This window comes from Dyella sp. 01N448 (assembly GCF_056399225.1).
Genome location: NZ_JBFTQX010000008.1, coordinates 26,075 through 50,304 on the forward strand (window position 1 = coordinate 26,075; position 24,230 = coordinate 50,304).

18 protein-coding genes and 1 tRNA gene are annotated in these 24,230 nt (G+C 65.3%); 10 read left to right on the top strand and 9 right to left on the bottom strand.

What is annotated here, in order from left to right; genetic code table 11:
* From ybgF to AC1DKY_RS14870, 4 genes are all read left to right on the top strand, one after another.
* The gene (gene ybgF / locus AC1DKY_RS14855) at nucleotides 1–816 is read left to right on the top strand and encodes a tol-pal system protein YbgF (protein ID WP_441603131.1); all 816 of its coding nucleotides are present in this window, start codon (nucleotides 1–3) and stop codon (nucleotides 814–816) included.
* Between the two features lie 31 nt (nucleotides 817–847).
* Nucleotides 848–1,519 carry a 7-carboxy-7-deazaguanine synthase QueE gene (gene queE / locus AC1DKY_RS14860; protein ID WP_441603130.1) on the top strand — a complete coding sequence of 224 codons (672 nt, stop codon included), beginning with the start codon at nucleotides 848–850 and terminating at the stop codon, nucleotides 1,517–1,519.
* A gap of 165 nt (nucleotides 1,520–1,684) precedes the next feature.
* On the top strand, nucleotides 1,685–2,371 hold the full coding sequence (gene queC, locus AC1DKY_RS14865; RefSeq protein WP_441603129.1) for a 7-cyano-7-deazaguanine synthase QueC: 687 nt from the start codon (nucleotides 1,685–1,687) through the stop codon (nucleotides 2,369–2,371).
* 61 nt (nucleotides 2,372–2,432) lie between these two features.
* Nucleotides 2,433–2,508: transfer RNA gene (locus AC1DKY_RS14870), tRNA-Lys, on the top strand.
* 58 nt (nucleotides 2,509–2,566) lie between these two features.
* On the opposite strand, the gene AC1DKY_RS14875 is transcribed toward AC1DKY_RS14870, so the two are convergent.
* A complete protein-coding gene (locus AC1DKY_RS14875) occupies nucleotides 2,567–4,009 on the bottom strand; it encodes a sensor histidine kinase (protein WP_441603128.1) in 1,443 nt (480 codons plus the stop codon).
* Nucleotides 4,010–4,356: 347 nt separating this feature from the next.
* Between AC1DKY_RS14875 and AC1DKY_RS14880 the strand changes: the two genes are divergently transcribed.
* A complete protein-coding gene (locus AC1DKY_RS14880) occupies nucleotides 4,357–4,878 on the top strand; it encodes a DUF3617 domain-containing protein (RefSeq protein ID WP_441603127.1) in 522 nt (173 codons plus the stop codon).
* Between the two features lie 11 nt (nucleotides 4,879–4,889).
* Here AC1DKY_RS14880 and phnD read toward each other — a convergent pair whose 3' ends face one another.
* On the bottom strand, nucleotides 4,890–6,026 hold the full coding sequence (gene phnD, locus AC1DKY_RS14885) for a phosphate/phosphite/phosphonate ABC transporter substrate-binding protein (RefSeq protein WP_441603126.1): 1,137 nt from the start codon (nucleotides 6,024–6,026) through the stop codon (nucleotides 4,890–4,892).
* 37 nt (nucleotides 6,027–6,063) lie between these two features.
* Nucleotides 6,064–6,744 carry a LuxR C-terminal-related transcriptional regulator gene (locus AC1DKY_RS14890; protein ID WP_441603125.1) on the bottom strand — a complete coding sequence of 227 codons (681 nt, stop codon included), beginning with the start codon at nucleotides 6,742–6,744 and terminating at the stop codon, nucleotides 6,064–6,066.
* Between the two features lie 577 nt (nucleotides 6,745–7,321).
* On the opposite strand from AC1DKY_RS14890, the gene AC1DKY_RS14895 reads away from it, so the two are divergent.
* Nucleotides 7,322–9,055 carry a type VI secretion protein IcmF/TssM N-terminal domain-containing protein gene (locus AC1DKY_RS14895; RefSeq protein WP_441603124.1) on the top strand — a complete coding sequence of 578 codons (1,734 nt, stop codon included), beginning with the start codon at nucleotides 7,322–7,324 and terminating at the stop codon, nucleotides 9,053–9,055.
* 5 nt (nucleotides 9,056–9,060) lie between these two features.
* Here the strand turns inward: AC1DKY_RS14895 and AC1DKY_RS14900 are convergent, their stop codons facing one another.
* The 4 genes from AC1DKY_RS14900 to AC1DKY_RS14915 form a co-directional block, all read right to left on the bottom strand.
* On the bottom strand, nucleotides 9,061–10,905 hold the full coding sequence (locus tag AC1DKY_RS14900) for an ATP-binding response regulator (protein WP_477179610.1): 1,845 nt from the start codon (nucleotides 10,903–10,905) through the stop codon (nucleotides 9,061–9,063).
* Between the two features lie 165 nt (nucleotides 10,906–11,070).
* A complete protein-coding gene (locus tag AC1DKY_RS14905) occupies nucleotides 11,071–11,808 on the bottom strand; it encodes a TVP38/TMEM64 family protein (protein ID WP_441603122.1) in 738 nt (245 codons plus the stop codon).
* A complete protein-coding gene (locus AC1DKY_RS14910; protein ID WP_441603121.1) occupies nucleotides 11,805–12,362 on the bottom strand; it encodes a nucleoside deaminase in 558 nt (185 codons plus the stop codon). Before AC1DKY_RS14910 ends, AC1DKY_RS14905 begins: the two co-directional genes overlap by 4 nt.
* Nucleotides 12,363–12,386: 24 nt before the next feature.
* Nucleotides 12,387–14,174 carry a glutamine--tRNA ligase/YqeY domain fusion protein gene (locus tag AC1DKY_RS14915; protein WP_441603120.1) on the bottom strand — a complete coding sequence of 596 codons (1,788 nt, stop codon included), beginning with the start codon at nucleotides 14,172–14,174 and terminating at the stop codon, nucleotides 12,387–12,389.
* A 199-nt stretch (nucleotides 14,175–14,373) separates the two neighbouring features.
* On the opposite strand from AC1DKY_RS14915, the gene AC1DKY_RS14920 reads away from it, so the two are divergent.
* Complete coding sequence (locus AC1DKY_RS14920; protein ID WP_441603119.1) at nucleotides 14,374–14,652, top strand: putative signal transducing protein; 279 nt, start codon at nucleotides 14,374–14,376, stop codon at nucleotides 14,650–14,652.
* 116 nt (nucleotides 14,653–14,768) lie between these two features.
* Complete coding sequence (locus AC1DKY_RS14925) at nucleotides 14,769–15,302, top strand: adenine phosphoribosyltransferase (RefSeq protein ID WP_441603118.1); 534 nt, start codon at nucleotides 14,769–14,771, stop codon at nucleotides 15,300–15,302.
* 86 nt (nucleotides 15,303–15,388) lie between these two features.
* On the opposite strand, the gene AC1DKY_RS14930 is transcribed toward AC1DKY_RS14925, so the two are convergent.
* Nucleotides 15,389–15,988 carry a hypothetical protein gene (locus AC1DKY_RS14930; RefSeq protein WP_441603117.1) on the bottom strand — a complete coding sequence of 200 codons (600 nt, stop codon included), beginning with the start codon at nucleotides 15,986–15,988 and terminating at the stop codon, nucleotides 15,389–15,391.
* A 6-nt stretch (nucleotides 15,989–15,994) separates the two neighbouring features.
* Complete coding sequence (gene oxyR, locus AC1DKY_RS14935) at nucleotides 15,995–16,939, bottom strand: DNA-binding transcriptional regulator OxyR (RefSeq protein ID WP_441603116.1); 945 nt, start codon at nucleotides 16,937–16,939, stop codon at nucleotides 15,995–15,997.
* Nucleotides 16,940–17,171: 232 nt separating this feature from the next.
* Here oxyR and AC1DKY_RS14940 point away from each other — a divergent pair, with 232 nt between their 5' ends.
* Nucleotides 17,172–19,856: a M1 family metallopeptidase gene (locus AC1DKY_RS14940; protein ID WP_441603115.1), complete on the top strand. Its 2,685-nt coding sequence runs from the start codon at nucleotides 17,172–17,174 to the stop codon at nucleotides 19,854–19,856.
* 177 nt (nucleotides 19,857–20,033) lie between these two features.
* Nucleotides 20,034–24,173 carry a hypothetical protein gene (locus AC1DKY_RS14945; RefSeq protein ID WP_441603114.1) on the top strand — a complete coding sequence of 1,380 codons (4,140 nt, stop codon included), beginning with the start codon at nucleotides 20,034–20,036 and terminating at the stop codon, nucleotides 24,171–24,173.
* Nucleotides 24,174–24,230: the final 57 nt, after the last annotated feature.

A 24,230-nucleotide genomic window follows, 5' to 3' on the forward strand; every position in this document is an offset into this window, starting at 1 on the left:
ATGGCGGGCGCAATCGCGTCCGCCATGCTTTTTGGCGCCTCCGTGCACGCACAGGATTCCCGGCTCAGCCTCGCCGACCGCGTATCGCGACTCGAGCAGCAGGCGCAGAGCCAGCAGAATCAGGGTGGCACCACGCTGGTCAACCAGGTCCAGGCACTGCAGTCCCAATTGCAGCAGATGCAGGGCCAGATCGAGGAACTGCAGCACCAGTTGCAGGAAGCCAACGACAAGAACAAATCGCAGGCCACGGATTTCGATTCGCGCCTGGGTCGCCTTGAAAGCGGCGCCGGTGCAGCGAACGCAAATGCGGGGAATGCCAATCCCAATACCGCGCCGGCTGCCAACGCCACGCCGCCTCCGCCCGCTGTGACGCCACCGGCAGCGGCCGGCAAGGGTGCTGCTGGCGCGGCAGCAGTGAAGGGCGATGCCACCGCGCAGGCCGCTTACGACGATGCCTTCAAGTCGCTGCGTGCCGGCGACTATGTGAAGTCCTCGCGCGATTTCCGCAATTTCATCCAGCAGTACCCGGACAGCTCCTTGCTGCCCAATGCGTTCTATTGGCTGGGCGAGTCCTATTACGCCACCAGCAATTACCAGGTGGCGATGGAAGCCTTCCAGCGCCTGGTCAGCCAGTTCCCGCAGAGCGAGAAGGTGCCCGACGCCTTGCTCAAGGTCGGCTACAGCCAGATCGAGCTCAAGCAGGTCGATGCCGGCAAGGCCACGCTGAAGAACGTCACTGCGAAGTACCCCGGCTCCAAGGCCGCTGGCCTGGCACAGGAGCGCCTGCGCCGCCTGCAGGCCCAGCCGGCCAACTGAGGTAGTGGTTGTGACTGGCAGTAGCACGAGCGTGGAACCCACCACGTCGACGCAGGCGCCGGCTGAGCGCCTGCGCATCACCGAAATCTTCCATTCGATCCAGGGCGAAGCCGATGCCATCGGCTGGCGCACCGTGTTCGTGCGCCTGACCGGCTGCCCGCTGCGTTGCGTGTGGTGCGATACCGAGTATTCGTTCTACGGCGGCGACTGGCGCGATATCGACGACATCATGGCCGAGGTCGCTTCGCACGGCGCCAAGCACGTGTGCGTAACCGGTGGCGAACCGCTCGCGCAGAAGCGCTGCCTGATCCTGCTCAAGCGCCTGTGCGATGCCGGCCACGACGTGTCGCTGGAAACTTCCGGCGCGCTGGATGTCGCGCAAGTCGATCCGCGCGTGCGCAAGGTGATGGACCTCAAGGCGCCCGATTCGGGCGAAGCCAAGCGCAACCTGTGGTCCAACATCGAGCACTTGCTGCCGCATGATCAGGTGAAGATCGTCATTGCCAGTCGCGCCGACTACGAGTGGGCGCGCGACGTGGTCGCCGAACATGATCTGGTCAAGCGCTGCATGGTGCTGTTCTCGCCCGTGCACGGCGCAATCAAGCCGCGCGACCTGGCCGAGTGGATCATCGAGGACAAACTGGATGTGCGTTTCCAGTTGCAGCTGCACAAGCTGCTGTGGAACGACGAGCCAGGACACTAAAAGCTCGGGCGAGTGGTGTGAGTCGAGCATGAGAGCGGGCGCTTGAACGTGCCCGATGCATGGCTCATCGCACGTCGCTCACTCGGCTCTCCGCGCTTCGGCCTGTGTTGCCGACGGTGCTAAATCGGCCGGATCACCGGCCTGACTCTTGAGTGGATTTCTCCCATGTCCCAAGCAACTCCCCGCAAGGCCGTCGTACTCGTCTCCGGCGGCATGGATTCGGCGGTCACCATCGCCATCGCCCGTGAACAGGGCTATCAGGTGCACGCCCTGAGCGTGGCCTACGGCCAGCGCCACAGCGCGGAACTGGCCGCCTCCGAGCGCGTATCCGGCCTGCTCGGCGCGGTGGAGCACAAGACGGTGCAGGTGGACCTGCGCACCATCGGTGGCTCGGCGCTCACCGCCGACATCGACGTGCCGCTCGACCAGACCGGCGAGCAGGGCATTCCGGTCACCTATGTGCCGGCGCGCAATACGATCATGTTGTCGATCGCCCTGGGTTGGGCCGAAGTGCTCCGTTCCACCGATATCTGGTGCGGCGTGAACGCGGTGGACTATTCGGGCTACCCCGATTGCCGTCCGGCCTTCATCGAGGCCTTCGAGCAGCTGGCCAACGTGGCCACCAAGGCCGGCGTGGAAGGCGCGGGCATCCGCATCCACGCGCCGCTGATGCGCATGAGCAAGGCCGATATCGCCCGCGAGGGCCAGCGCCTGGGCGTGGATTTCTCGGAGACGGTGAGCTGCTATCAGGCTGACGCGCAAGGGCGCGCCTGCGGGCATTGCGATGCCTGTGTGCTGCGTTCCCAGGGCTTCAAGACTGCCGGATTGCCGGACCCCACCCGTTACGTCTGAACGCTCTTGCTTGTGCCCAGGGCGCCCAGCCCATAAAATATCGGGCTGGCTTTTGACGCATGGGTCGTTAGCTCAGTCGGTAGAGCAGTAGACTTTTAATCTATTGGTCCCGAGTTCGAATCTCGGACGACCCACCAAAAGATCTCGGAGACCCGCGGCGACGCGGGTCTTTCTTTGTCTGAAACAGGGGCGAGTTCAGCTCGCCTGGCGCCAGGCCGGCGCGGCCGGCTTCTGCGCAGTGGCGCTGGAGTGGCGTTCCATCACGGGCATGCGCGGCAGGTCGAACCAGAAGGTGCTGCCGCGGCCGGGCTCCGAACGCAGGCCGATGCGCGTGCCCAGCAGTCGCGCCAGGCGTTCGGCAATCGCAAGGCCCAGGCCGTAGCCGCCGCGGCGTTCGCTTTCGCCGGCCTGCAATTGCACGAATTCCTCGAAGATGCGCTGCTGGTGGATCACGGCGATGCCCGGCCCGTTGTCGCGCACCTCGATGCGGATGGCCTGGCCGCGACGGCGTGCCGCGATCAGCACGCGGCCTTCCGGCGCGTTGGCGATGGCATTGCTGGCCAGCTGATAGAGCAGGCTGGCGGCCACGTCCGCATCGCCGTGCAGCTGATGGTGACTGCCGCGCCATGCAAGCGTGACGTGATGCTGCAGCGCTTCGTGATTGAGCGAGGTGCGATCACGCATGAAGAGTTCGGCGGCGGTGAAGCCGATCGGTTTCACTGCGATCACGCCGGCATCGAGGCGCGAGATTTCAAGCAAGGCATCGAGCAGGCGCGTCATCGAGGCGATGCTGTGGCGCATCTGCTGGAACGGCGACTGCGGCTCGTTGCCCCCGTTCTGGTCGAGGCCGGCGGCGAACAGTTCCAGCGCCTGCAGCGGCTGGCGGAAGTGATGGCTGACCAGCGCAATGAACTGCGATTTGCTGCGTGTGGCGGCCTGGCTCTGTCGCAAGCGATCGAGTGCCTCGACCGCGTTGTCGTGCTGCATCGTGCTCCAGTCGCGGCGCTGCGCTTCCTGCAACTCGGACAGGCGCTGCAAGGTCTTGCGCAGTTCGAGAAACTCCGTGCTGACCGGCGTGTCGTCGATGTGCGGATGCCTGGCATTGACCAGTTCATGGACGGCGTAGCGGACCTGCGACAGCGGTTCGAGCACGCGGTGGCGTATCGACACGCGCGCCAGCCATGCCAGCACCAGGATGCCCGTGGCGCACAACGCACCGAGCAGCCACACCATAGCCTGCGCCTTGCGCAGGGGTTGGGTGTCCACATCCATGCTCACCCACGTCGAGATGTTGCCCTGCGGCTTCACCTCGCTGCGATAGGTAGCGCTGTCGGCGCTCGCTGCGCTGCCACTGCTCCACAGGCGGCCGTCGGAGCCGTGCAATTCCACCCGCAACACCTGGTCGGTCTTTCCGTCGTGCAGGGTTCGATCGAGCGCCGCCTGCGGCGATACGCCTTCGGCGAGCGCCAGTTCACCGGCAAGCCGCGCCAGGCGCAGGCTTGCGGCAGCATCCACGCGCTCGGCCAGGCTGTGCGTCTGCTGCAGGCACAGCGCCAGGATCAATGCCAGGGCGGCAATCGTGCTGGGCAGGACCACATCAATGAACAGGCGGGGCAGCAGATGCGCTCGCGGCTCCATGCGTCAAACCTCCCGGTCGCAACGGCGCACCGGCGGCAGGCAGTCGTGCCGGCGTCGGGGCTTTGAGTACAGACAGTGGCAGGTTGACAGCATCACGCGGGATCCCGGCAGGGAACAAGTTGGTTCGATGGGCGCACCGCTTCACGCAAGCGCCCTGATTGGCACTCTAAAGAATCCAGTACGCCCCTTCGATACACAGTTCGATCTAGCGCGAGGCGCCATAGTGCTAACGGACTATGGGTCGAAAGTGTGACGTGGTGCACTGCAGAACGGTTCAGCATGACGGCGGCCGCAATTGGCGTTACCTTGCCACCCGCACGCCCACCCCGGGCGGATCGGAGAAGTCCATGTCTTCACGTTGTCGCTGGTTGATTGCGGTTTCCCTGCTGGGTCTCACCGGTGCCGTCCTGGCGCAGGACATTCCCTCCAATATCCCCAAGCGCAAGCCTGGCCTGTGGGAAATGCAGACCTCCGGCATGGGCGGGCAGGCGCAGACGACCAAAGCTTGCCTGGACGCCGATACCGATACCGCCATGTACAAGATGGGCACGCACATGAGCGGCCAGATGTGCAGCACGTTCAAGATCGATGTGCAGGGCAACAAGGTGATCACCGATGCCGTGTGCAAGATCAATTCGCCCAGCGGCGAGGTCAATATGACCAGCCACAGCGAGACCAACTATCAGGGTGATTCGGCGTATTCGACGCAGGGCCACATCAAGTACGACCCGGCGATCATGGGTCATGCCGAGATGACCATGACCAGCAGCGGCCATTGGATCGGCCAGTGCGCGGCGGGGCAGAAGCCGGGCGACATGATCATGCCCAATGGGCAGACCTTCAACATCAAGGATATGCCGGGGCACTGAGCCGGCGATGTCTACGGGGTGCTGGGCGCCATCAGCTGGTGCACCAGCGCCTCGTGTTCGGCATCGATCTTCTTGAGCCGCGTCTGCATGGCTGCGTCGCTCACCCATTGCGCGCTATAGGCGCGGCGGCGATCGAGATTGAATTCGATGTCGGCAAACGGCACCAGGGTCTCGTTGCCGGCCGGTGAGAAGCCGCTGATGTCGTGGATCAGATGCAGCTTGGCCAGTTCCGCCTGGGCGTTCTTGCCCTTGGCATAGGAAGTAAGCGCCGCGGCCACCCGCTGGCGCAGTTCCGCCGGCAGATCGGTGCGGATCACCACCACGGCATGGGGAATCAGGCTGGACGTCCATAACACGCGCAGGCGTGCGTACTGATCGGGAAAGCGCTCGGCAAAGCGCTCCATGTCGGCAGTGTTGTTGGAAGCGACGTCGGCTTCGTCGTTGGCCACCGCCAGCGCATTGTTCTGGTGGTTGTCCACCGTCACGCCGGCAAAGAAGGTGTCCGAGTCCAGCCGTCGGTTGGCAAAGACCTGGGTCTCGGGCACGAGATAACCGGACACCGACAACACTTCGCCGCGCGCATAACGCAGCTTGCCCGGCTGGCGGAACAGGTCGTCGAGGTTGCGGATGGGCGAATCCTTGGCCACCAGCAGCACCGAGTAATAGCCACGCGAACCGTTGCTGCGCGTGAGTTGGGCGATGACCTGCATGCGGTCGTGGATGACTGCATCGAGCGCCAGCCGGCCCGAGACAAAGGCGAAGTCCACGCGCTCCTCGGCCATGGCCTGGCCCAGTCCCTCATAGGTGCTGACCGAGAGACTGCGGATGGGCAGATGCAGCGTACGACTGAGGTCGTCCAGCATGGGACGCCAGGCCGCCAACGATTCGGACGGGCCGCCGATCGGCAGAATGCCGAAGGTCAGCGCATTGATGTGGCCGCTGTGCTGCGGCGCTTCGGCAGCGACAGCCGATGTACCGAGGACGGCGATCAGCAAGGGGGCCGCGCACAGCAGCCTCAGGAAACCGCGCCGCTTTGGCCTGATGCGTGGGGCGGCGATGGCGGCCTTCGGCAGCGCAGGCTGGCCGATGGGCCGCGAAAACTGTCCGTCTGTGCTGTTCTCGGCGAGTGCATCCGGAGCGAGGCGCATAGGCGGGCGGGCTACCGTCGGATCAGCGGCGTGGCGATCAGAGGCCGCTGATGCGGCGCGAGGCCACCACGGCCTCGACGCGGTTACGTACATTCAGCGCGCGGAAGATCGCCGCCAGATGGATCTTCACCGTGCCCTCGCTGATGCCCAGGTCGCGGGCAATCAGTTTGTTCGGCTTGCCCTGCGAGAGCAGGCGCAGCACATCGATCTGGCGTTCGGTGAGCAACTTGCGCAGCCGCTCTTCCAGCGAGTCGGCGCCGGGCGGCAGCTGCGACGCCGTGGCGGGCGGCGGTGTCGGCACCGTGCCGTCCACGCGCTCCTGCAACAGCAGCGGCGGTACGTAGACGCCGCCGGACAGCACCAGGCGCACGGCCGAGAGCATCACGTCGGGCGAATACGCCTTGGGAATGAAACCCTGCACGCCCATGGCCAGCAGGCTCTTCATCAGCGCGCCGTCCTCCGAGCCGGACAGCACCATCACCGGCACGTGAGGCAGATGTTCGATGACCTCGGCCAGGTGCTCGCTGCCCTGGACACCCGGCATGGCCAGGTCGATCAGCGCAAGCGACAGCGACGGCGCCTCCGGCGAATGGATGGCCTCGCGTAGTTCAGCCATATCCATGGCCATCACAAAATCAGTGTCCGGCCCAAGCTCGGCCAGCTTGAGCTTGACACCCTCGACGATCAGCCGATGGTCGTCTGCGATCAATATGCGCATCTCATTCCCCATGGCGCTGTACGGTAATCCCATCACCGCACGTCCGCCTACGCAACATAGCCCCAGCCAGTTCGCGCGGCAACCACAAAGCGCGTACGAACGGCATAGCCTCAACGAGATATGGCCCCTCGCCGCGCCAATCGTGAAAATGCCGCCGCGATCGGGGGAATCGCTCATCGATACCGCCGCTGGGTGGAAGCGGAGCGTTCGGGTCGTGCAAGCCGTTGGCACGATCCACCGCATACCTAGAGACTTGGCACCAGATGAATGACACGCAACGCGCCACCGGCCTGCCCGAGCCACTGCGTGCTGTGCCCAGTCTTCCCCCGAAACCCGTTGGAACCTCCGGCATGCGGGATCTAATGCCCGCGACGGCCGGTTCGCCATGGATGGCCCTCTTCCCCGGAGACGCGCTCGTCTCCGGTTTTTCGGGCTGGGTCTCATGGCGGGCACTGCTTGGTCGGCACGACGAGGCGTATCGTCGTAGACTTCGGCGCTCATCCCCGTCCGACGCGGCAACGTGGTCCGGCGGGGGCAATGGAGCGACATGCAACAGGCTTTGACGGCTATAGGTGCCATGCGGCTGCTGGAAAGTTTTGCGCCTCTGTTCGCATATGGCCTGCTGATCGACGAGCAGGCCACCAGCCAGAATCTCTCCGACGACGAATTGCCGTCCGTGCACGCTCGCGCAGTCGCCCTGGTGGAACAAAGCCGCGGCGCGGCGTTTGCGCGCGGCAAGCTGCTGGCCCAGGTCGAGCTGGCGGCGTTTGCCGTCTCGGCATGGTTTGACGAAGTAGTCACGCGTCACGGCGGCTGGCGCCAGGTGACCCCGCTGCAGCAGACACTCTTTCGTACCGGCGGGGCGGCCACCGAATTCTTCGACCAGCTCGGTCGCCTTGGCAGCAGCGACGATGAAGTCCGCGAAGTGTTCAGCATGGCGCTGTTGCTTGGCTTCGCCGGCCAGTATTACTACGAGCAGGGCGACAGCGGCGAACTGGGACGCATCAAGGCGCTCTACTGCCCGGCCAGCACCGGTGCGGCGAATCTGCTGCAGTCCTTGCAGCGCGAATCGGTGACGCCGCAACCCTATATGACACCCGGTTCCCCTGTACTGCGCCTGCCCGTGAGCTGGATGGGGCGCCGGCTCGCGCAGCTGGTGGCGGCGCTGGTGGTGGTGCTGGTATTCGTCGCTTTCGTGGCGCCGCTTTTCAGCCATGCCTTGTCCGAGCAGGCATGGTTCACCAGCAGCCTCATCGTGGCGGCCTTGGCGGTGGTGGGCTGGATCAGCGTGCTGGCCTGGCAATCCCTGGTGATGATGCGCGCCCATACCCGCGTGGCCGACAGTACAGAAGCAGGCTATGGCGTCGGCAGCATCTCGGCGGCAGTGAAGGACGCGGCCCGACGCCTGCGTGGCGCCATCCTGCATCCGTTCCGCCGCCGCGGTCGCTGGCGACAGCTGTCGCGGCACCCGTGGTTGCTGTTTGTGGGCGATAGTGCGGCGGATGTCCGTTCGTTGTTGCAGGCCGCCGCCGCTGCACCGCATGCGCGCGAACTGGCGCGAGCCAATGACACGCGGCCATGGCATTGGTGGGTGTTTCGGGCGCTGGTGGCGATCGAGCCCGGTCCGCGGCTTTCGCATCCGCATGCCACCGTTGGCGATGGCGATGCGCCGTGGTCCAAGGCGCTGGCCCTGCTGGCCAAGGAGCGTCGCAAGCTTCCGCTGGATGGCATGGTGATCTGCATCGCCGCGCAGAGCCTGCGCGAGCCCGACGGCGCTGTCGCCGCACATGCCGATCGCCTGCATCGCCTCGCCGATGAAGCCACGCGTCGCCTGCAATTGCAGTTGCCGGTGTATGTGGTGGTGACGGGGCTGGAGGCCTTGCCGGGACATGCGGCGTTCCGCTCGGCGCTGCCCTTGTCGGTGTTTCGACGCGTATTGGGCTGGCGCCACACGGCGGTGCTCGAAGACGGCGTGCTCGATGCGCGCGTGGAATCCCATGCCGACGCCGTATCCGATCGCCTGCTCGCCATCGCCCAGGCCGTGCTGGCGAGCGAGCGCGATCCACGTCGACGCCGCGAGGCCTTTGCCTTCCTGCAGTCCCTATATGGCGTGCAGCGTGGATTGCGCAGTTTCCTCGAACGGCTTCAGGCGAACGAAGTCCATGGCGAGCGCCGTCTGCACTGGCAAGGTCTGTACGTGACGGGCGGCTCGCGCAGCGATGCGCCCAACGGCGATTTCGTCGACGACTTGTTCAATCGCTTCCTGCCTGCCGACCGCGTCCTGGCGCGCCGCGTCGCTCCCAAAGGCTGAGCGCTTCAGGCGGTGGTGGCGCGCGAAGCGCTCCACGCGACCATCAGTGCTTCGCGCAGTTGTTCCGGCGACACCGGCTTGTAGAGCACGGGAATGCGCGCGGCCATGATTTCGCGCAGACGATCACTGCGCGTTTCGCCGGTGATAAGCAGGCGCGCGAACGGCGGATTGCCGTCGATCTGGTAATGCGCATCCAGCGCGGCCAACACGTCCAGGCCGCTTTCGCCGTCGCGCAGGCGCAGGTCGGAAATCACGATATCCGGCGGCACGTTCCAATCTTCCGCCGCCTGCAACGCCTGCACGCGATCCTCGGCCACCGCCACTTCGCAACCCCAGCTGGACAACAGGTAGCGGATGCCCGAGAGGATGGCGGGCTCGTCGTCGATCACCAGCACGCGCATGCCCGATACATCGGGCGAGGCCTCTTCGACGCTCGCGGCGATGTGCTGCGCGGGCACTTCGGGCAGGTGGAAGCTGAAGACGCTGCCACGCCCGGGCTTGGATTTGAGTTCCACCTGCGTGTCGAGTAATTCGGCCAGGCGTTGCACGGTGGCAAGTCCCAGGCCGAGGCCGCGCCGGCGACCCACATCGTGTTCGTTGCTGTGGCATTCGACCCGGTAGAACTCGTCGAACACGCGCACCTGATGCTCAGGTGCGATGCCGCTGCCGGTATCCCACACGTCCACGCGCGCTGTGCCGTCGGCACGCTGGCGCGCCACCACCAGCACACCGCCGCGGCTGGTGTAGCGAAGTGCGTTGCTCACCAGGTTGTTGAGGATGCGCGAAAGCATGGTGCGGTCACTGCGCACCCACAGATCGGTGGTGCGCATGATCAGCCGCAGGCCATGCTGCTCGGCGATCATGCGGAAATTGCGGCTGACTTCCTGGAACACCTGGTCGAGCGGGAACTCGGCAATCTCGATCTGCATGGCGCCGGTTTCCAGGCGAGACAGGTCGAGCAATTCGCTGAACAGATGATCGAGTGCTTCCACGCATTCCTGGATATGCGCGATGCGGTCCAGGCGCACCGGGTCGCGTTCGTCTTCGGCAAGCGACGATGAAAACAGGGTCAGCGCGTATAGCGGCTGGCGCAAATCGTGCGATGCCGCCGCGAGGAAGCGCGCCTTCGCCACGCTGGCCGCTTCGAGTGCGGCGTTCTTGCGCGCCAGTTCCACCGTGGCGTGTTCGATCTCGCGTTCCATGCCGCGCTGCACGTCGAACAACGCCATGGCGGCGCTGTTGAAGCCGCGCTGCAGTTCGCCGATTTCGGTCTGGTCGGTGACTTCCACTTCCACATGCCGGTCGCCACGACCCAGTTGATGCACGGCATCGACCAGGCGGCGCAGCGGCGCGCTGATCCAGCGCGCGGCCTGCCACGCAATGATGGCGGCCACGAAGAGACTGATCACCAGCGCCACCAGCGCGTGGCGAAGACTGGCCTGCTGCATCGCAATCGCATCGCGCAGGCTCACGTCGACAACGACCGAGCCGAGCACGGGTTGCCCCGGGCGCTCGCTGTCGATCACGTCGCGCACCACAGTCAAGCCTTCGTTGTTATCGGCGCCGCTGCGGCCGAGGCTGTCGGCCAGGATCTCGCCGTCGGCAGCGCGTATCTGCACGCGGGCGACATGCGGCAGGTCGCTGATGGATTCGGCGATGCGCACCAGTTCGCGCCGCTGCATATCGCGCAAGGGTGCGGCGGTGACCGAGGCAGCCTGCGTCGCGATCGCATCGGCGGTGTTCTGCGCCATGCCGCGCAAGGTCATCACTTGCTGCGGCGCCAGCATGGCCACCAGCAAGGTGGCGGTGACCAAAGTCGGGATGAGTGTCACCAGGGCAAGCCGCTGCATCAGCGACGTGCGACGCCACCATTGCACTGTTCGCGAGTTGACCCCTGCACCCATCACGTCCCCTTGCACGCTGCATGCGTCAGGCTGAGCCAGCCTAGCGCGATTTTCCGCGTCAGGCAGCAGGCCGACTGGGGGCCTACGAACGGGCTATGGCGCTTGTCGGTCTTACTCTGGAGGATGGCCCGCCCTGCTCGGCAGGGCGGTCTTGTGGCGTCGGCTGGTAAAGCGTTCCACCAGCAGCGGAACCAGGGCCAGCACCGCAATCGCGCTCAGCGGCATCCACACGCCGCGCTGCATCAGCAGCTCCGGGCCGAAATGGCCGTTGCTCTGCGCCAGAGCCGCGCCAAGGCCGGCACCAATGGACGTCTCGAAGATCAGCGAGACCGTACCGCCCAGCCAGCTGGCGCCCATGAACAGCCATAACGGACAGCGCAGCCAGGCCAGCGCCACCGTGATCAGGCCAAACGGCGCGATCGGCACAAAGCGCAAGAACATGGTGTAGGCCACGGGATGCCGCTCGAAACCATGGTGCAGCTTGTCCACCAGGGCGGGCGGATGCTTGCTCCCTGCACCAAAGGCATAGCGGCTGGCCAGGAACAGGATCAAGGTGCCCAGGGTGAGCCCGATGGACGAGTAGATGCTGCCTTCCACCGCGCCAAAGGCGAAGCCGCCGGCGATGATGATGATGACCGTGCCCGGAATGCCGGTGGACATGGCCAGGGTAAGCAGGCCGATAAAGGTGAAGCGGCTAAGCCACGGCGCCGTCCCGATCTCCTGGCGCAGCTGGTCCTGGTGCTGGACCAGCTGCTCCGGATGCAGCCGGTCCATCAGGCCGGAGCTGAACAAGGCGATGCCGGCTAACACCAGCAGGATCAGCGGAAGAGCGGCGCGCAGGCGGCTCAATAGTGCTGTCCACTCTGACCGTAGGTCGCCAGCACGCTGCGCGCCTCGTCGCGAAGAATGTCGCGGCGCACGGCAATGCCACGCTTTTCGAGCTCACCGATCCAGTCGGCCGGCAGCGGGCCTTCGTCGAACTCGGTAAGTTCTTCGACGTCTTGCGCACGCGCCCCGATCAGCAGCTCATCCACGCCGGCCCACACGGTGGCGCCATAACACTGGCAGCACGGTTGCGCGCTTGTGGCGAGCGCGTAGCGACCGCCGTCGGCGTTGAGCCGGAACGCGGCAAGTCGCTGCTGTGCGCTCATGTACGCCATCATTTCGGCGTGCGCTACCGAACACGTCTGCGGCACCACGCGATTGACGCCCACCGAGACCACGCGTCCCTGGCCATCGAACACCGCGGCACCGAACGGGCCGCCATGGCTGCGCTCGATGTTCAAACGAGAGAGTTCGATGGCAAGAGCCACGCGTTCCTCGTCGGTGATGTAGCGCTTATGCGTATCGACCACTTCGTCGATCCACGGCGGCAGGGTCAGGTGTATCTGTTGACGCAGCATGCAACGTTCCTTGTGACGCGGATATCAACCAGCCTGTTTAGCCCACGCATCACGCAGGGTGACGGTACGGTTGAAAACAGGTTTATCCGAGGTGTGATCGACGCGGTCAGCCACGAAGTATCCGAGGCGCTCGAACTGGAAACGCTGCTCTGGATCGACTTTGGCCGCCGCCGGTTCCAGCCATGCCGTGACCACGCGCTTGGCTTCCGGGTTGATATGTTCGATCCAGGTCTTGCCGTCGGTTTCATCGTCCGGATCGGCCACGTTGAACAAGCGGTCGTACACGCGCACTTCGGTGGCGACGCCGTGCCTGGCGCTCACCCAGTGGATGGTGCCCTTCACCTTGCGGTCGGCGCCTGGCATGCCCTGGCGCGACTCCAGGTCGAGCGAGCAGCGCAGCTCGGTGATGTTGCCGTTCGCATCCTTCACCAGCTCGTCGCATTTGACGATGCCCACGCCACGCAGGCGCACTTCGCCCTCGGGCTTGAGGCGATGGAAACCCTTCGGCGGCACTTCGGCAAAGTCGTCGCGCTCGATCCACAGCTCGCGCGAGAACGGCACGTGGCGCGTGCCGAAGCTCTCGTCCTTGGGATGGTTGGAGAAGGTGAGCTGTTCTTCGTGGCCTTCCGGCAGATTGGTGATCACCAGCTTGAGCGGGTCGAGCACGGCCATGCGGCGGGCTGCGGTCGCGTCGAGATCTTCGCGGATGCAGTTTTCCAGGATCGAGTAATCGATGATGCTGTTCTGCTTGCTCACGCCCAGGCGTTCGATCAACAGGCGCAGGCCGCCCGGCGTGAAGCCGCGGCGACGCAGGCCGCGCAGCGTGTTCATGCGCGGATCGTCCCAGCCATCGACCAGGTTCTCGTTCACCAGCTGGGCGAGCTTGCGCTTGCTGGTGATGGAGTAGGACAGGTTGAGGCGCGAGAATTCGATCTGTCGCGGCTTGGCCGGCTCGGTGCGGAAACCGCCTTCGCGCAGGTGCTGCCACAGCTCCGGATGGTTGACCAGGTCCACCTTGTCGACGAACCAGTCATACAGCGGGCGGTGGTCTTCGAATTCCAGCGTGCACAGCGAATGCGTGATGCCTTCCAGCGCATCGGACAGACAATGCGCATAGTCGTACATCGGGTAGATCGGCCACGCGTCGCCGGTGTTCTGGTGCGTGACCTTGCGGATGCGGTAGATCGCCGGGTCGCGCATGTTCATGTTGCCGGACGTCATGTCGATCTTCGCGCGCAGCGTCTTGGCGCCGTCGGCGAATTCACCGGCGCGCATGCGCTGGAACAGGTCGAGGTTTTCTTCCACGCTGCGCTCGCGGAACGGCGAGTTGCGGCCCGGCTCGGTGAGCGTGCCGCGATAGGCGCGCATATCTTCCGGGCTCAGGTCGTCCACATAGGCCACGCCGTCCTTGATCAGCTTGATGGCCGAGTCGTAGAACACCTCGAAGTAGTCCGAGGCGTGGCGCAGGTCGTGCCACTCGTAGCCCAGCCAGCGCACGTCGTCCTTGATGCCTTCGACGAACTCCGGGTCTTCCTTGCCGGGGTTGGTGTCATCCAGGCGCAGGTTGCACCAGCCGGCAAATTCCTTGGCGATGCCGAAATTCAGGCAGATCGCCTTGGCATGGCCGATGTGCAGGTAGCCATTGGGCTCGGGCGGGAAGCGCGTGCGGATGGCGTGATGCTTACCGGTGGCCAGGTCCTCGCGGATGATCTGGCGAATGAAATCCCTTTGTAGATCGGCGCGTTGACCCTCGGCCTGCGGGGCTGCAGCGGCGGAGGCAGTGGGTTCAACGGCGGCGTTTTCGGTGGACATCGGGAATCGAAGCTCGGTCGCGGTGGCGGAAACGGTGAAGTTTACCTCGTCCGGTACGTGGGGGTGTTTCGGCGGTTTTTCAGCGGCTGGCCGGGGCAGGGAAGAGGCGTCGATCCTCGGTGAACCGCGGCCTTCGCACCGGCAACGCTCAAGCAGGCGGCGCTTGCCGGAATATCGCCGCAGGGGTAGCGTGGCTGGCATGCGTATCGCGTACCGAGCCGAAAGCCTGATCGACGCCCACCTGGTGAAGGACGCGCTGGAGCGCGCCGAGATCCCGGCGTTCGTCTCCGGCGAATACCTCACCGGGGCCGTGGGACAACTACCTGCCCTGGACTACGTAGCCGTGCTGGTTCCCGAAACCAGCCTGGCCGCCGCCGAACAAGTGGTGCGCGAGGTCGAACGGGATCTGCAGGAGGCCCGGCTGGCCCTGAACGACCCCGACGAAGACCCCGACGCGCCGCAGCCCGCCTTCTGCTGAACGGCGCGTTCCCCTGCCGGCGCCGCCGGTATTCCGTTTGTCATGTCGCCCCGGCCCGTTTCGCGTGGCACGGTACCCTGCCGGGTTGCCGCCCGGCTGCTAAGGAGTCACACCCCATGGATGTCACGCTGCAACAGATCGCGTCATTGATTCGCGCCGTACCGGACTTTCCCAAGCCCGGCGTGATGTTCCGCGACATCACTCCGCTGCTGGCCGATGCCGGCGGCTTCGCCCGCTGCATCGATGCGCTGGCCGAACCCTGGCAGGGCAGTGCGGTACAGGCGGTATGCGGCATCGAATCGCGTGGCTTCATCTTCGGCGCGGCGCTGGCGCAGAAACTGCACGCGGGCTTTGTGCCGCTGCGCAAGCCCAACAAGCTGCCGCCGCCGGTGGTGTCGGTGGATTACCAGCTCGAATATGGCGTGGATCGGCTGGAGGCGCGCAACGATGCCTTGCGTCCCGGTGAACGCGTGTTGCTGGTCGATGATGTGCTGGCGACAGGTGGCACCCTGGCCGCGGCGCGTGCGCTGGTGTTGAAGCTGGGCGCGCAGCTGGTGGGCGCCAGCGTGGTGATCGAGCTTGCCAGCTTGCAGGGGCGCGAGCGGTGGCAGGATGGGAGTGCGCCGTTGGAGGCGTTGTTGCGGTATTGAGGTGAACGGGTGTCGCGCACAGGGTGCGCTCCCACAATTTGCAGCACCCTTGTGGGAGCGCACCCTGTGCGCGACACCCGCTTGCCTCATGGCGACACGGGTTCGATGCTCTCCACATAAACCAGCTCACACGCCCCATCACCCGTATCGTCGCGCGTCATCGACGTGCGCCAGCGCCAGCCATCGGCACGACTCGCGTCGACCAGAAAGCCTTGCAGGTGGATCACTTCTCCCGCACGCACATGGTCCAGTTCGCGACGAGCGGTGTCGTCGGCGGGAATCATGTGCATATTGGCGCTGGATTGCTCGATCTCACGACGCGGTATCGGAAAATGATCGACGTGCCAGTGGTAAAAACGATTGCCCTGGCTGACCTGGATTTGCGACAACACGTCGCTGTCGGACATGCGCCCCCAGCCCAGCGCGAGATCCGTCGGCGCCAGTGCTGCGCCGGCATCGAACCGGTAGTCTTCGCGTGACAGTACCCGTGCGATGAGCTCGAAGCGTGCACGTGTCTGCAATCTGAAGTCACCGCGTTGCAAGGTGTTGCTGTCGCCGAGGTCGATCTGCGCGGGCACGTCGGTCGCCAGCATGCCGGGGGCGTGCGTGATGGCGCGATGGCGCCACCAGTTGACGCCGCCGAGCAGTGCAATCAGCAACAGGCCGACCAGGATGAAGCGTTGCATGCTGCGTCAGCGCCCCGACTTTACCGCGGGCTTGCCCTCGACAATGCCCGGCTCGAGCAGACCTTCCGGCAGATCGCCGATCACTTCGGCGAAGCGCTTGAGGAAAGTCCCCAGCGACGAACTCTTGCGCCATACCAGCGCAATGCGGCGACTCGGCGCACGACCGGCGAATTCCAGCAGACGTACGTTGTCGGTGCGCGCCACCGGCGGCTTGATGGCGAGCGTGGGGAGCAGGGTGATGCCCACATTCGCGGCGACCATCTGGCGCAGAGTCTCCAGACTGGTGGCGCGAAAACCGGAGCGTTCGCCCGCACCCGCGAGCTGGCATACCTCAAGCGCCTGATCGCGCATGCAATGACCGTCTTCGAGCAGCAGCAGGCTTTCGTCGGCCAGGTCGTCGAGCTTCAGGCGTTTGTGCTTGAGCCCCAGCGGATGGTCTTCCGGCACGGCGAGCACAAAGGGCTCCTCGAACAGGAACTGCGTGTGCAAGCTGTCTTCGTGCAGCGGCAGCGCGAGGATGCCCACATCGAGCGAGCCCTCGCGCAGCATGCGGATCACCTGCTCGGTTTTTTCTTCAACCAGCAGCAGCTCCAGACGCGGAAAATTCTTTCGCACCAGGGGCACCAGGTGCGGCAGCAGGTACGGTCCCAGCGTGGGGAAGATGCCCAGTCGCAGCGTGCCCGATTCCGGATCGCGCGTGCGTTGCGCAATCGCCTTGATCTCGTCGATCTCCGACAGCACGCCGCGCGCGCGGCGGGCGATCTCGCGACCGGTTTCGGTCAGCAACACCTTGCGCGGGGTGCGCTCGACCAGCGCCACGCCCAGTTCGTCCTCCAGCTTCTTGATCTGGGTGGACAGGGTGGGCTGGCTGACGAAGCTGGCTTCCGCCGCACGACCGAAATGGCGGTGTTCGGCGAGAGCAACGAGGTAGCTGAGGTCGCGCAGGTTCATGGGCGGAGCCGATGTTCTTGTGATAGGTGTCGCCTATGATTGTGGGGTTGATGATCGTCATAGGCAATGCCTGGGGCGCCATCAGTCTCGCCGGGCGCCAAGCGCCGAGGTCTGCGCCTGCCCGTGGTAGGACTTGGCTGAAGACGGCCCGCTCATGCCTTTTGGCACTGGGTCCAAAGTCACGGCAGCGCCTAGGGTCGGCGTTTGCTTTACCCAAGGGGAGCTTTTGCGCATGCGCCGTTTTGTCCGTCCACTCGTTCTTACCGCCCTCGCCGCTTGCTGCGGCGCCGCCCTCGCCGCAACTGCGGCCGACGACCAGCCGCACGGCCGCCTGCCGGGCTGGGCCCAGCCGGAGTCCTACCAGCTCGACTTCAAGGTCGACCCGCGCCAGCAGGATTTCTCCGGCACCACCGTGATCAAGGTGAAGCTGAGCCAGGCCTCCGATCACCTGTGGCTGCACGGCCGTGAGCTGAAGGTCAGCAAGGTCACCGTGACCGATGCGGCGGGCAAGGCGCACGCGGCGAAATACGTGGAAGCGGCGCCGAAGGAAGGCGTGGTGCGCATCGATTTCGGCGGCACGCTCAAGCCGCAGGAGCTGACGCTGGCGTTCAACTACACCGCGCCGCTCAACCAGCAGCTGCAGGGCCTGTACAAGGTCAGCCACGAAGGCCAGCCGTACGCGATGACGCAGATGGAGCCGATCAGCGCACGCTTCGCTTTCCCCGGCTTCGACGAGCCCGGTTTCAAGACGCCGTTCGATGTCCGCCTGACCATTCCCAACGACGAAGTGGGCGTGGCCAACACCAAGCAGGTGAAGGAAGAAAAGGCCGGCGACGGCTGGAAGCGGCTGACCTTCTCCACCACCAAGCCGCTGCCGACCTATCTGGTCGCCTTCGGCGTGGGTCCGTGGGATGTGGTGAAGGGGCCGGATATTTCGTCCAACCAGTACCGCACTGCTGCGTTGGAACTTCGCGGCGTGGCGGCCAAGGGCGAAGGCCATCGCCTGCAGCATGTGCTCGGCGAAACGCCGACGATCATCCACACGCTGGAGGACTACTACGGCTTCGGCTATCCGTGGGACAAGCTCGACCTGCTGGCCGCGCCGGATTTCTCCGCGGGCGCGATGGAAAACGCGGGCCTGGTCACCTTCCGCGACTGGCTGCTGCTGATCGATCCGGATTCCCCGGCCAACTACGTGCGCGGCTCGTTCAATGTCACTGCGCATGAGCTGGCCCACCAGTGGACGGGCGATACCGTCACGCTCGCCTGGTGGGACGACCTGTGGCTCAACGAAGCCTTCGCCACCTGGATGCAGCAGAAGGTGACGCAGAAGGTGCATCCGGAATACCGCGCCGATCTCGACCGCGTGCGCGGCGCGCAGGGTGCGATGAACGGCGACAGCCTGGTCACCACGCGCAAGATCCGCCAGCCGATCACCGGCAATGGCGACATCGAAACCGCCTTCGACAGCATCACCTATCAGAAGGGTGCGGCGGTGCTGGGCATGTTCGAAGGCTACGTCGGCGAGGCGACGTTCCAGCAGGGCATGCGCGCCTATGTCCAGGAGCACAAGTTCGGCAACGCCACGGCCGACGATCTGATCAACGCCATCGCCAAGGCGGCCGACAAGGGCGACAACTTCAAGCAGGCGTTCAAGAGCTTCCTCAACCAGCCGGGCGTGCCGTATGTGCAGACCGAGCTGACCCAGGAAGGCGGCAAGACCGTGCTCAAGCTCAGCCAGAGCCGTTACCTGCCCACCGGCAGCAAGGGTGACGACAAGCAGGTCTGGGGCGTGCCGATGTGCGTGCGCTACGGCACCGCCAGCGGCAGCAAGGTGAGCTGCGAACTGCTCGACCAGGCCACCGGCTCGATGGTGCTCGAGGGCGCCAGCAAGGGTACGTGGGTGCTGCCCAATGCCAACGGCAGCGGCTACTACCGTTTCGCGATGACCAAGGGCGACCTCGGCAACCTGGGCAAGCAGATCGGCAAGCTCGACGATGCCGAGCAGCTAGCTTATGCGGATGCGGTCTATGCCAGCTTCAAGCACGGTGACATCGATGCGGGCGACGTGCTCGCCGCGCTCAAGCCGCTGACCTCGTCCAAGACCCGCGAAGTGGCCACCGCACCGCTGACCACCTTCAACTGGATCTACCGCAACCTGGCGCAGACCGATGCCGAGCGCGCCAAACTCGCCGCCTGGGCCAAGGCCGCCTATCTGCCGCGCATGCAGCAGCTGAGCTACCAGCGCAAGGCCAACGAAGCCGATAGCGACTCGCTGTTGCGCAGCACGCTGGCCGACGAACTCGCCTTGACGGTCAAGCTGCCGGAAGTGCGCGCCGAACTGCTCAAGCAGGGTGATGCCGCGCTCAAGCGCAAGGCCGATGGTCGCCTGGATCTTGCGGCCGCCGACGCGGATCTGCTGGGCACGTCACTGGGCGTCGCCGTGCAGGAACGCGGCAAGCCGGCGGTGGACGCACTGATCGCCGAAGTGCCACAGACCAGCGATCCGGCCCTGCGCAATGCCATGCTCGATGGCCTGGCCGAAGCGAACGATCCGTCGCTGACCTTGCAAGTGCGCAACTTTGCCCTCGACAAGAAGGTGAAGGTCGGCGAGATGTCGATGCTGCTGCACGGCAGCCGCGACACCCGCACCGAACGCGATGCGTCGTGGCAGTGGACCACCACCAACTACGACAAGATCGTCGACCGCACCGGCAGCTTCTCGGGCGGTCGCCTGCCTGATCTCGTCGGTGGCGGCGGTTGCTCGCAGGACGAAGCCGATCGCTTGCAGGCGTTCTTCAAGGATCGCGCGAAGGACGTGAGCGGCGCCGATCGCGGCCTGGCCCAGGCCAGCGAATCCACCTTGCTGTGCAACGCGCTGGTGCGCAAGCAGGACGCCGCCGCGATCCTGCGCTGAGCTTCAGGGGCAAGCGAGTGTTACCCAATCGGGCGGCCGCAAGCCGCCCGGTTTTTTTGTGCGCGGCCTCGAACCCTTTTCCCCGACTGGCCCGTTAGACCTGGCGAGGGTGCTTTCCGCCACCTTCTGCCGGCACCTACACTGAGCCGGCCCACCCGGGTAGTCAGGGAGAGAGACATGCGTCGTCCGTGGGAATGGCTGTGCCCGCTTGTGTTGTTGATCGCGCCAGCCATGGCGCAGGACGTACCACCACCGTTGAAGGATTGGCAGGATTGGGTGTTGCATGAAGTGCCGGAGCATGCGTGCCCGGTGCTGAGCACTGCAAGCGGTACCACGGCAGACCGACAGTGTGCGTGGCCCGGGCGGCTTACCCTTGACGCCGGCAAGGCTGGAGCCCGCTTCAGTCTGGACGTCCATGTGGATGGGCGCAGTTGGGTGGCGCTGCCCGGTGACGAGCGCAACTGGCCACAGCAGGTGGGTGTCAACGGCAAGCCGATGGTCGTGCTGGACCACGACGAAAAGCCGGCCTTGCTGCTCGAGCCGGGCGACTACGCGCTACACGGCACGCTGCCCTGGGAAAACCGACCAGCGCGCCTAGAGGTGCCTGTTTCCATCGGTCTCGTCACGCTGACACTGGACGGCACTCCCGTGACGCGTGTCGAACGCAACGGCGCGCAGTTGACGCTGGGCGAGGCCGCTGAGGCCCAACGCGTGGCAGATGCCTTGTCCATGCGCGTGTTCCGGCGACTGCAAGATGGCATGCCGGCCGATCTGCAGACCGAGCTGCAACTCAACGTCACCGGCAGTTCGCGCGAACAACTGCTCGGACCGGTCTTGCCCAAAGGGTTTGTCGCCACGTTTATCGAAGGCGGCTTGCCGGCACGACTGGAAAGTGACGGACGCCTTCGCGTGCAGCTGCGTCCTGGCCAGTGGGCAATCACCTTGGGCGCGCGCAGTACCGAAGTCCCAAAACAGATCAGTCTGAACCTGCCTGGCGCCCCTTGGCCCGCCCAGGAAATCTGGAGTTACGAAGACCACCTCTCGTTTCGCACCACACGCGTCGAAGGACAGCCTACCGACGCTGGCCAGGCCGATGTGCCGGACCTGTGGGTGGATCTGCCGGCATTCGCCCTCGATGCGAACCACGGCCTCAGCATCGAACAAGGCATGCGCGGTGGTGAGGGCGGGCAGGGCGATCAGATCACGCTGCATCGCCAGTTGTGGCTTGACTTCGATGGCAAGGGTTTTACTGCCGCCGATCGTCTGACTGGCTCATTGCGCCGCAGTCAGCGACTGGATGTCGCTGCGCCGTGGCAATTGCAAAACGCATCGCAGCCGGAGCGTCCGCTGCTGGTGACCGACGGCGGCAACGGTCGCAGCGGTGTCGAACTGCGCGACGCGCGGCTCAACCTAACGGCAGGGCTGCGACTGCCCGAACGTGGTAGCGCGCCAGCAGGCGGTTGGTTGCTGCCGTTGGAGAACATCGAGACCACCTTGCACCTCCCTTATGGTTATCGCCTGATCGGTGCGTCGGGCGCCGATCATTCGCCCGACTCCTGGGTGGCGCAATGGAGTCTGCTCGACCTGTTCGTGGTGGCGCTGATTGCGCTGCTCGCCGGACGCTTGCTGGGCTGGCCGTGGGCGCTCGTTGCGCTGGGTTTTCTCGCGCTCGCACAACACGAGGCCGGCGCGCCCCGCTGGACGCTGGCACTGGCATTTGCACTGGCGCTGCTGGTGCGTGCGTTACCCGAAGGCAGGTTGAGGTGGGCGTCACGCGTCGGCGCGATGGCGCTGTTGGTGATCGCTGTGCTGTGGACGCTGCCATTCGCGGCCGCGCAAATGGAATACGCGCTGCATCCGCAGCTGGAAGAAGGGCGTATTCAAAGCGGCGTCCAGTCGGAAGTGAGTCGTAGGCTCCAGGCACGGGTCGACATGGTGGAACAGGCGGGCTACATCGCTCAGCCCGCGCCTCCACCGCCACCGCCACCGCCACCGCCACCGCCAGCGGATGCATCGGCGTCCGAAGAAGCCGCGCCTGCGATGATCGCGCCGTCCGCGGGCATCGTTGGCGGTCAGCCGCCGCCAATGATCCTGCAGAAGGTAAAGCCTCAGCGCTCACTGGAGTCGGTCACCGTCACCGGCTCGCTGATCAATGTCGGGCAGGAGTCGGACGCCCGCAGCATCATCCAGGCCGGTCGCGGCACGCCCGATTGGGATGTCGGCAACGACTATCGCCTCGCCTGGTCAGGTCCGGTCACGGTCGATCAAACCACGCATCTGGTCATTGCACCCGCATGGCTGGTTCGCCTGTTGCGCGTGGCGATGCTGGCCTTGCTGCTCATGCTGCTGGCCAGACTGGCCTCGCGCCTGTGGCCAACGCTGCAGGGACAGTGGCGCGGTGTGCGCATACGCGGTAGCGCGACGGCGTTGCTGGTGCTCGCCTTGGTGCCGCACGGCGCCCATGCGCAGGCCACGCCGAACGACGGCATGCTTGTGCAGTTGCGCAACCGTCTCACCGAGGCACCCAAGTGCGCGCCTGATTGCGCGGCTGTGGCGCAGGCCACGTTCCTGGCGAATGGCGATCAGCTGATCGTCGATATGGAAATGCACGCCGGTACCGACGTTGCCGTGCCGTTGCCTTTGGGCGGTCCTGTATTGATGTTGCAGACCGTGGCGGTCGATAACCGGGACGCTGCGTTGACGCGCGACGACGATGGCGTGCTGGTCAGGCTGGAGCGTGGCGTGCATCACGTATCGCTGCGGTACAGCGCATCATCGGCCGACGTCGCAACGCTGCATTTCCCGCTGCGCCCGCAGCACATCGTGTTCAACGGCAATGGCTGGAAACCCGATGGTGTGGCCGATGGTCGCCTGCTCGGCGATAGCCTCACGTTCAATCGAGTGCGCGTCATGGAAGACGGCAGCACACCCACTGCCATGACGCAGGCATTCCCGCCGTATGTCCGGCTCACGCGCACGCTGGTGCTGGGCAGCGAGTGGACGGTGCGCAACACGGTGCAACGCATCGCCCCCAACGAAGGCGGTTTCAGTCTGGACCTGCCGCTGCTGCCCGGCGAGCATCCCCTGGGTGACGACGCCCGTGTGCACGATGGCCGCATTGGCGTCACCTTCAATGCCAGCGAAAACAGCAAGAGCTGGACGAGCCGTCTGGATCGCGCCGACGTGCTCTCCTTGACGGCACCCGGACTGGGCGAACGCGCGGAGACTTGGGTATTGCAGTCCTCGCCCATGTGGCATCTGGACGCGAAGGGCGTACCGTCCAGCCAGGACGGTCAGGGCCTGCGCTTCCAGCCGCTGCCGGGCGAGAGCCTGCATGTCACGGTGACGCAACCCAAGGCCATCGCCGGTGACAGCCTGGCCTTCGACCGGGTGGACGTGGAAAGCCGCGCAGGCGAGCGCAGCACGGAAACCCTGCTCACGCTCACGGCGCGCAGCACGCGCGGCGGCGAGCACGCCATCGGCTTGCCGAAGGGTGCCGAACTGCTGGAGGCCAGGCGTGATGCCATCGCTTTGAGTCTGGCGATACGCGACGACAAGCTCAGCCTGCCGCTGCTGCCGGGCACGCATGTCTACACGTTGCGCCTGCGTGAGCCGCAAGGTGTGGCGTTTGGTACGCGCACGCCGCTCTTCGAACTGAATGCACCGGCTGCGAATATCCAGTTGCGTCACACGCTCCCCGAAAGCCGCTGGGTGCTGTGGACCTGGGGGCCGCGCATGGGTCCGGCCGTGCTGTACTGGTCGCAGCTCATCGTGCTGCTGATGGCCGCATGGCTGCTGGCCCGCTACACGCCCACGCCGCTGCGTTTTCATCAGTGGCTGCTCTTGGGCCTGGGCTTTTCCGCATTCGCGTGGGGTGCGTACGCCGTGGTGGTCGTGTGGTTGATCCTGTTGGGGCTGCGCGCGCGTCACGTCCTGCCGGAGCGCTATCGTGCAAGCTTCAACCTCGCGCAGATCGCGCTGAGTATCGTCACGCTGGTGGCCATCGTCGTGCTGATCTCGGCTGTGCCCAAGGGTCTGCTCGGTCTGCCCGACATGCATGTGAGTGGCAACGAATCCACCGCGTGGCAGCTCAACTGGTTTGCCGATCAGACCGACAGCGTGTTGCCGCAGGGCGGGGTGCTGAGTGTGTCGCTGTGGGTCTACAAGATCGCCATGCTGTTGTGGGCGCTGTGGTTGGCCAATGCCTTGATCGGCTGGTTGCGCTGGGGGTTTGAGGCGTGGAGCAAGGGCGGGTACTGGCGGGCGCGCAAACCTAAGGTGGCAGAGCCGCCGCCGGTGCCGGAAGCAAGTCCGTAAAGGCGAAGCGCCCCGGCGGAAGCCGGGGCGCCTGGTTTTCGTACAGGTGGCTGTCGG

Bases quoted from the DNA above. Each gene is read 5' to 3' on its own strand.
- AC1DKY_RS14940 (WP_441603115.1), top strand. From the start codon at position 17,172: ATGCGCCGTTTTGTCCGTCCACTCGTTCTTACCGCCCTCGCCGCTTGC.
- phnD (WP_441603126.1), bottom strand. From the start codon at position 6,026: ATGCGCCTCGCTCCGGATGCACTCGCCGAGAACAGCACAGACGGACAG.
- AC1DKY_RS14925 (WP_441603118.1), top strand. From the start codon at position 14,769: ATGGATGTCACGCTGCAACAGATCGCGTCATTGATTCGCGCCGTACCG.
- queC (WP_441603129.1), top strand. From the start codon at position 1,685: ATGTCCCAAGCAACTCCCCGCAAGGCCGTCGTACTCGTCTCCGGCGGC.
- AC1DKY_RS14930 (WP_441603117.1), bottom strand. From the start codon at position 15,988: ATGCAACGCTTCATCCTGGTCGGCCTGTTGCTGATTGCACTGCTCGGC.
- AC1DKY_RS14945 (WP_441603114.1), top strand. From the start codon at position 20,034: ATGCGTCGTCCGTGGGAATGGCTGTGCCCGCTTGTGTTGTTGATCGCG.
- AC1DKY_RS14920 (WP_441603119.1), top strand. From the start codon at position 14,374: ATGCGTATCGCGTACCGAGCCGAAAGCCTGATCGACGCCCACCTGGTG.
- AC1DKY_RS14915 (WP_441603120.1), bottom strand. From the start codon at position 14,174: ATGTCCACCGAAAACGCCGCCGTTGAACCCACTGCCTCCGCCGCTGCA.
- ybgF (WP_441603131.1), top strand. From the start codon at position 1: ATGGCGGGCGCAATCGCGTCCGCCATGCTTTTTGGCGCCTCCGTGCAC.
- AC1DKY_RS14910 (WP_441603121.1), bottom strand. From the start codon at position 12,362: ATGCTGCGTCAACAGATACACCTGACCCTGCCGCCGTGGATCGACGAA.
- AC1DKY_RS14875 (WP_441603128.1), bottom strand. From the start codon at position 4,009: ATGGAGCCGCGAGCGCATCTGCTGCCCCGCCTGTTCATTGATGTGGTC.
- AC1DKY_RS14900 (WP_477179610.1), bottom strand. From the start codon at position 10,905: ATGCAGCGGCTTGCCCTGGTGACACTCATCCCGACTTTGGTCACCGCC.
- oxyR (WP_441603116.1), bottom strand. From the start codon at position 16,939: ATGAACCTGCGCGACCTCAGCTACCTCGTTGCTCTCGCCGAACACCGC.
- AC1DKY_RS14890 (WP_441603125.1), bottom strand. From the start codon at position 6,744: ATGCGCATATTGATCGCAGACGACCATCGGCTGATCGTCGAGGGTGTC.
- AC1DKY_RS14895 (WP_441603124.1), top strand. From the start codon at position 7,322: ATGCGGCTGCTGGAAAGTTTTGCGCCTCTGTTCGCATATGGCCTGCTG.
- AC1DKY_RS14880 (WP_441603127.1), top strand. From the start codon at position 4,357: ATGTCTTCACGTTGTCGCTGGTTGATTGCGGTTTCCCTGCTGGGTCTC.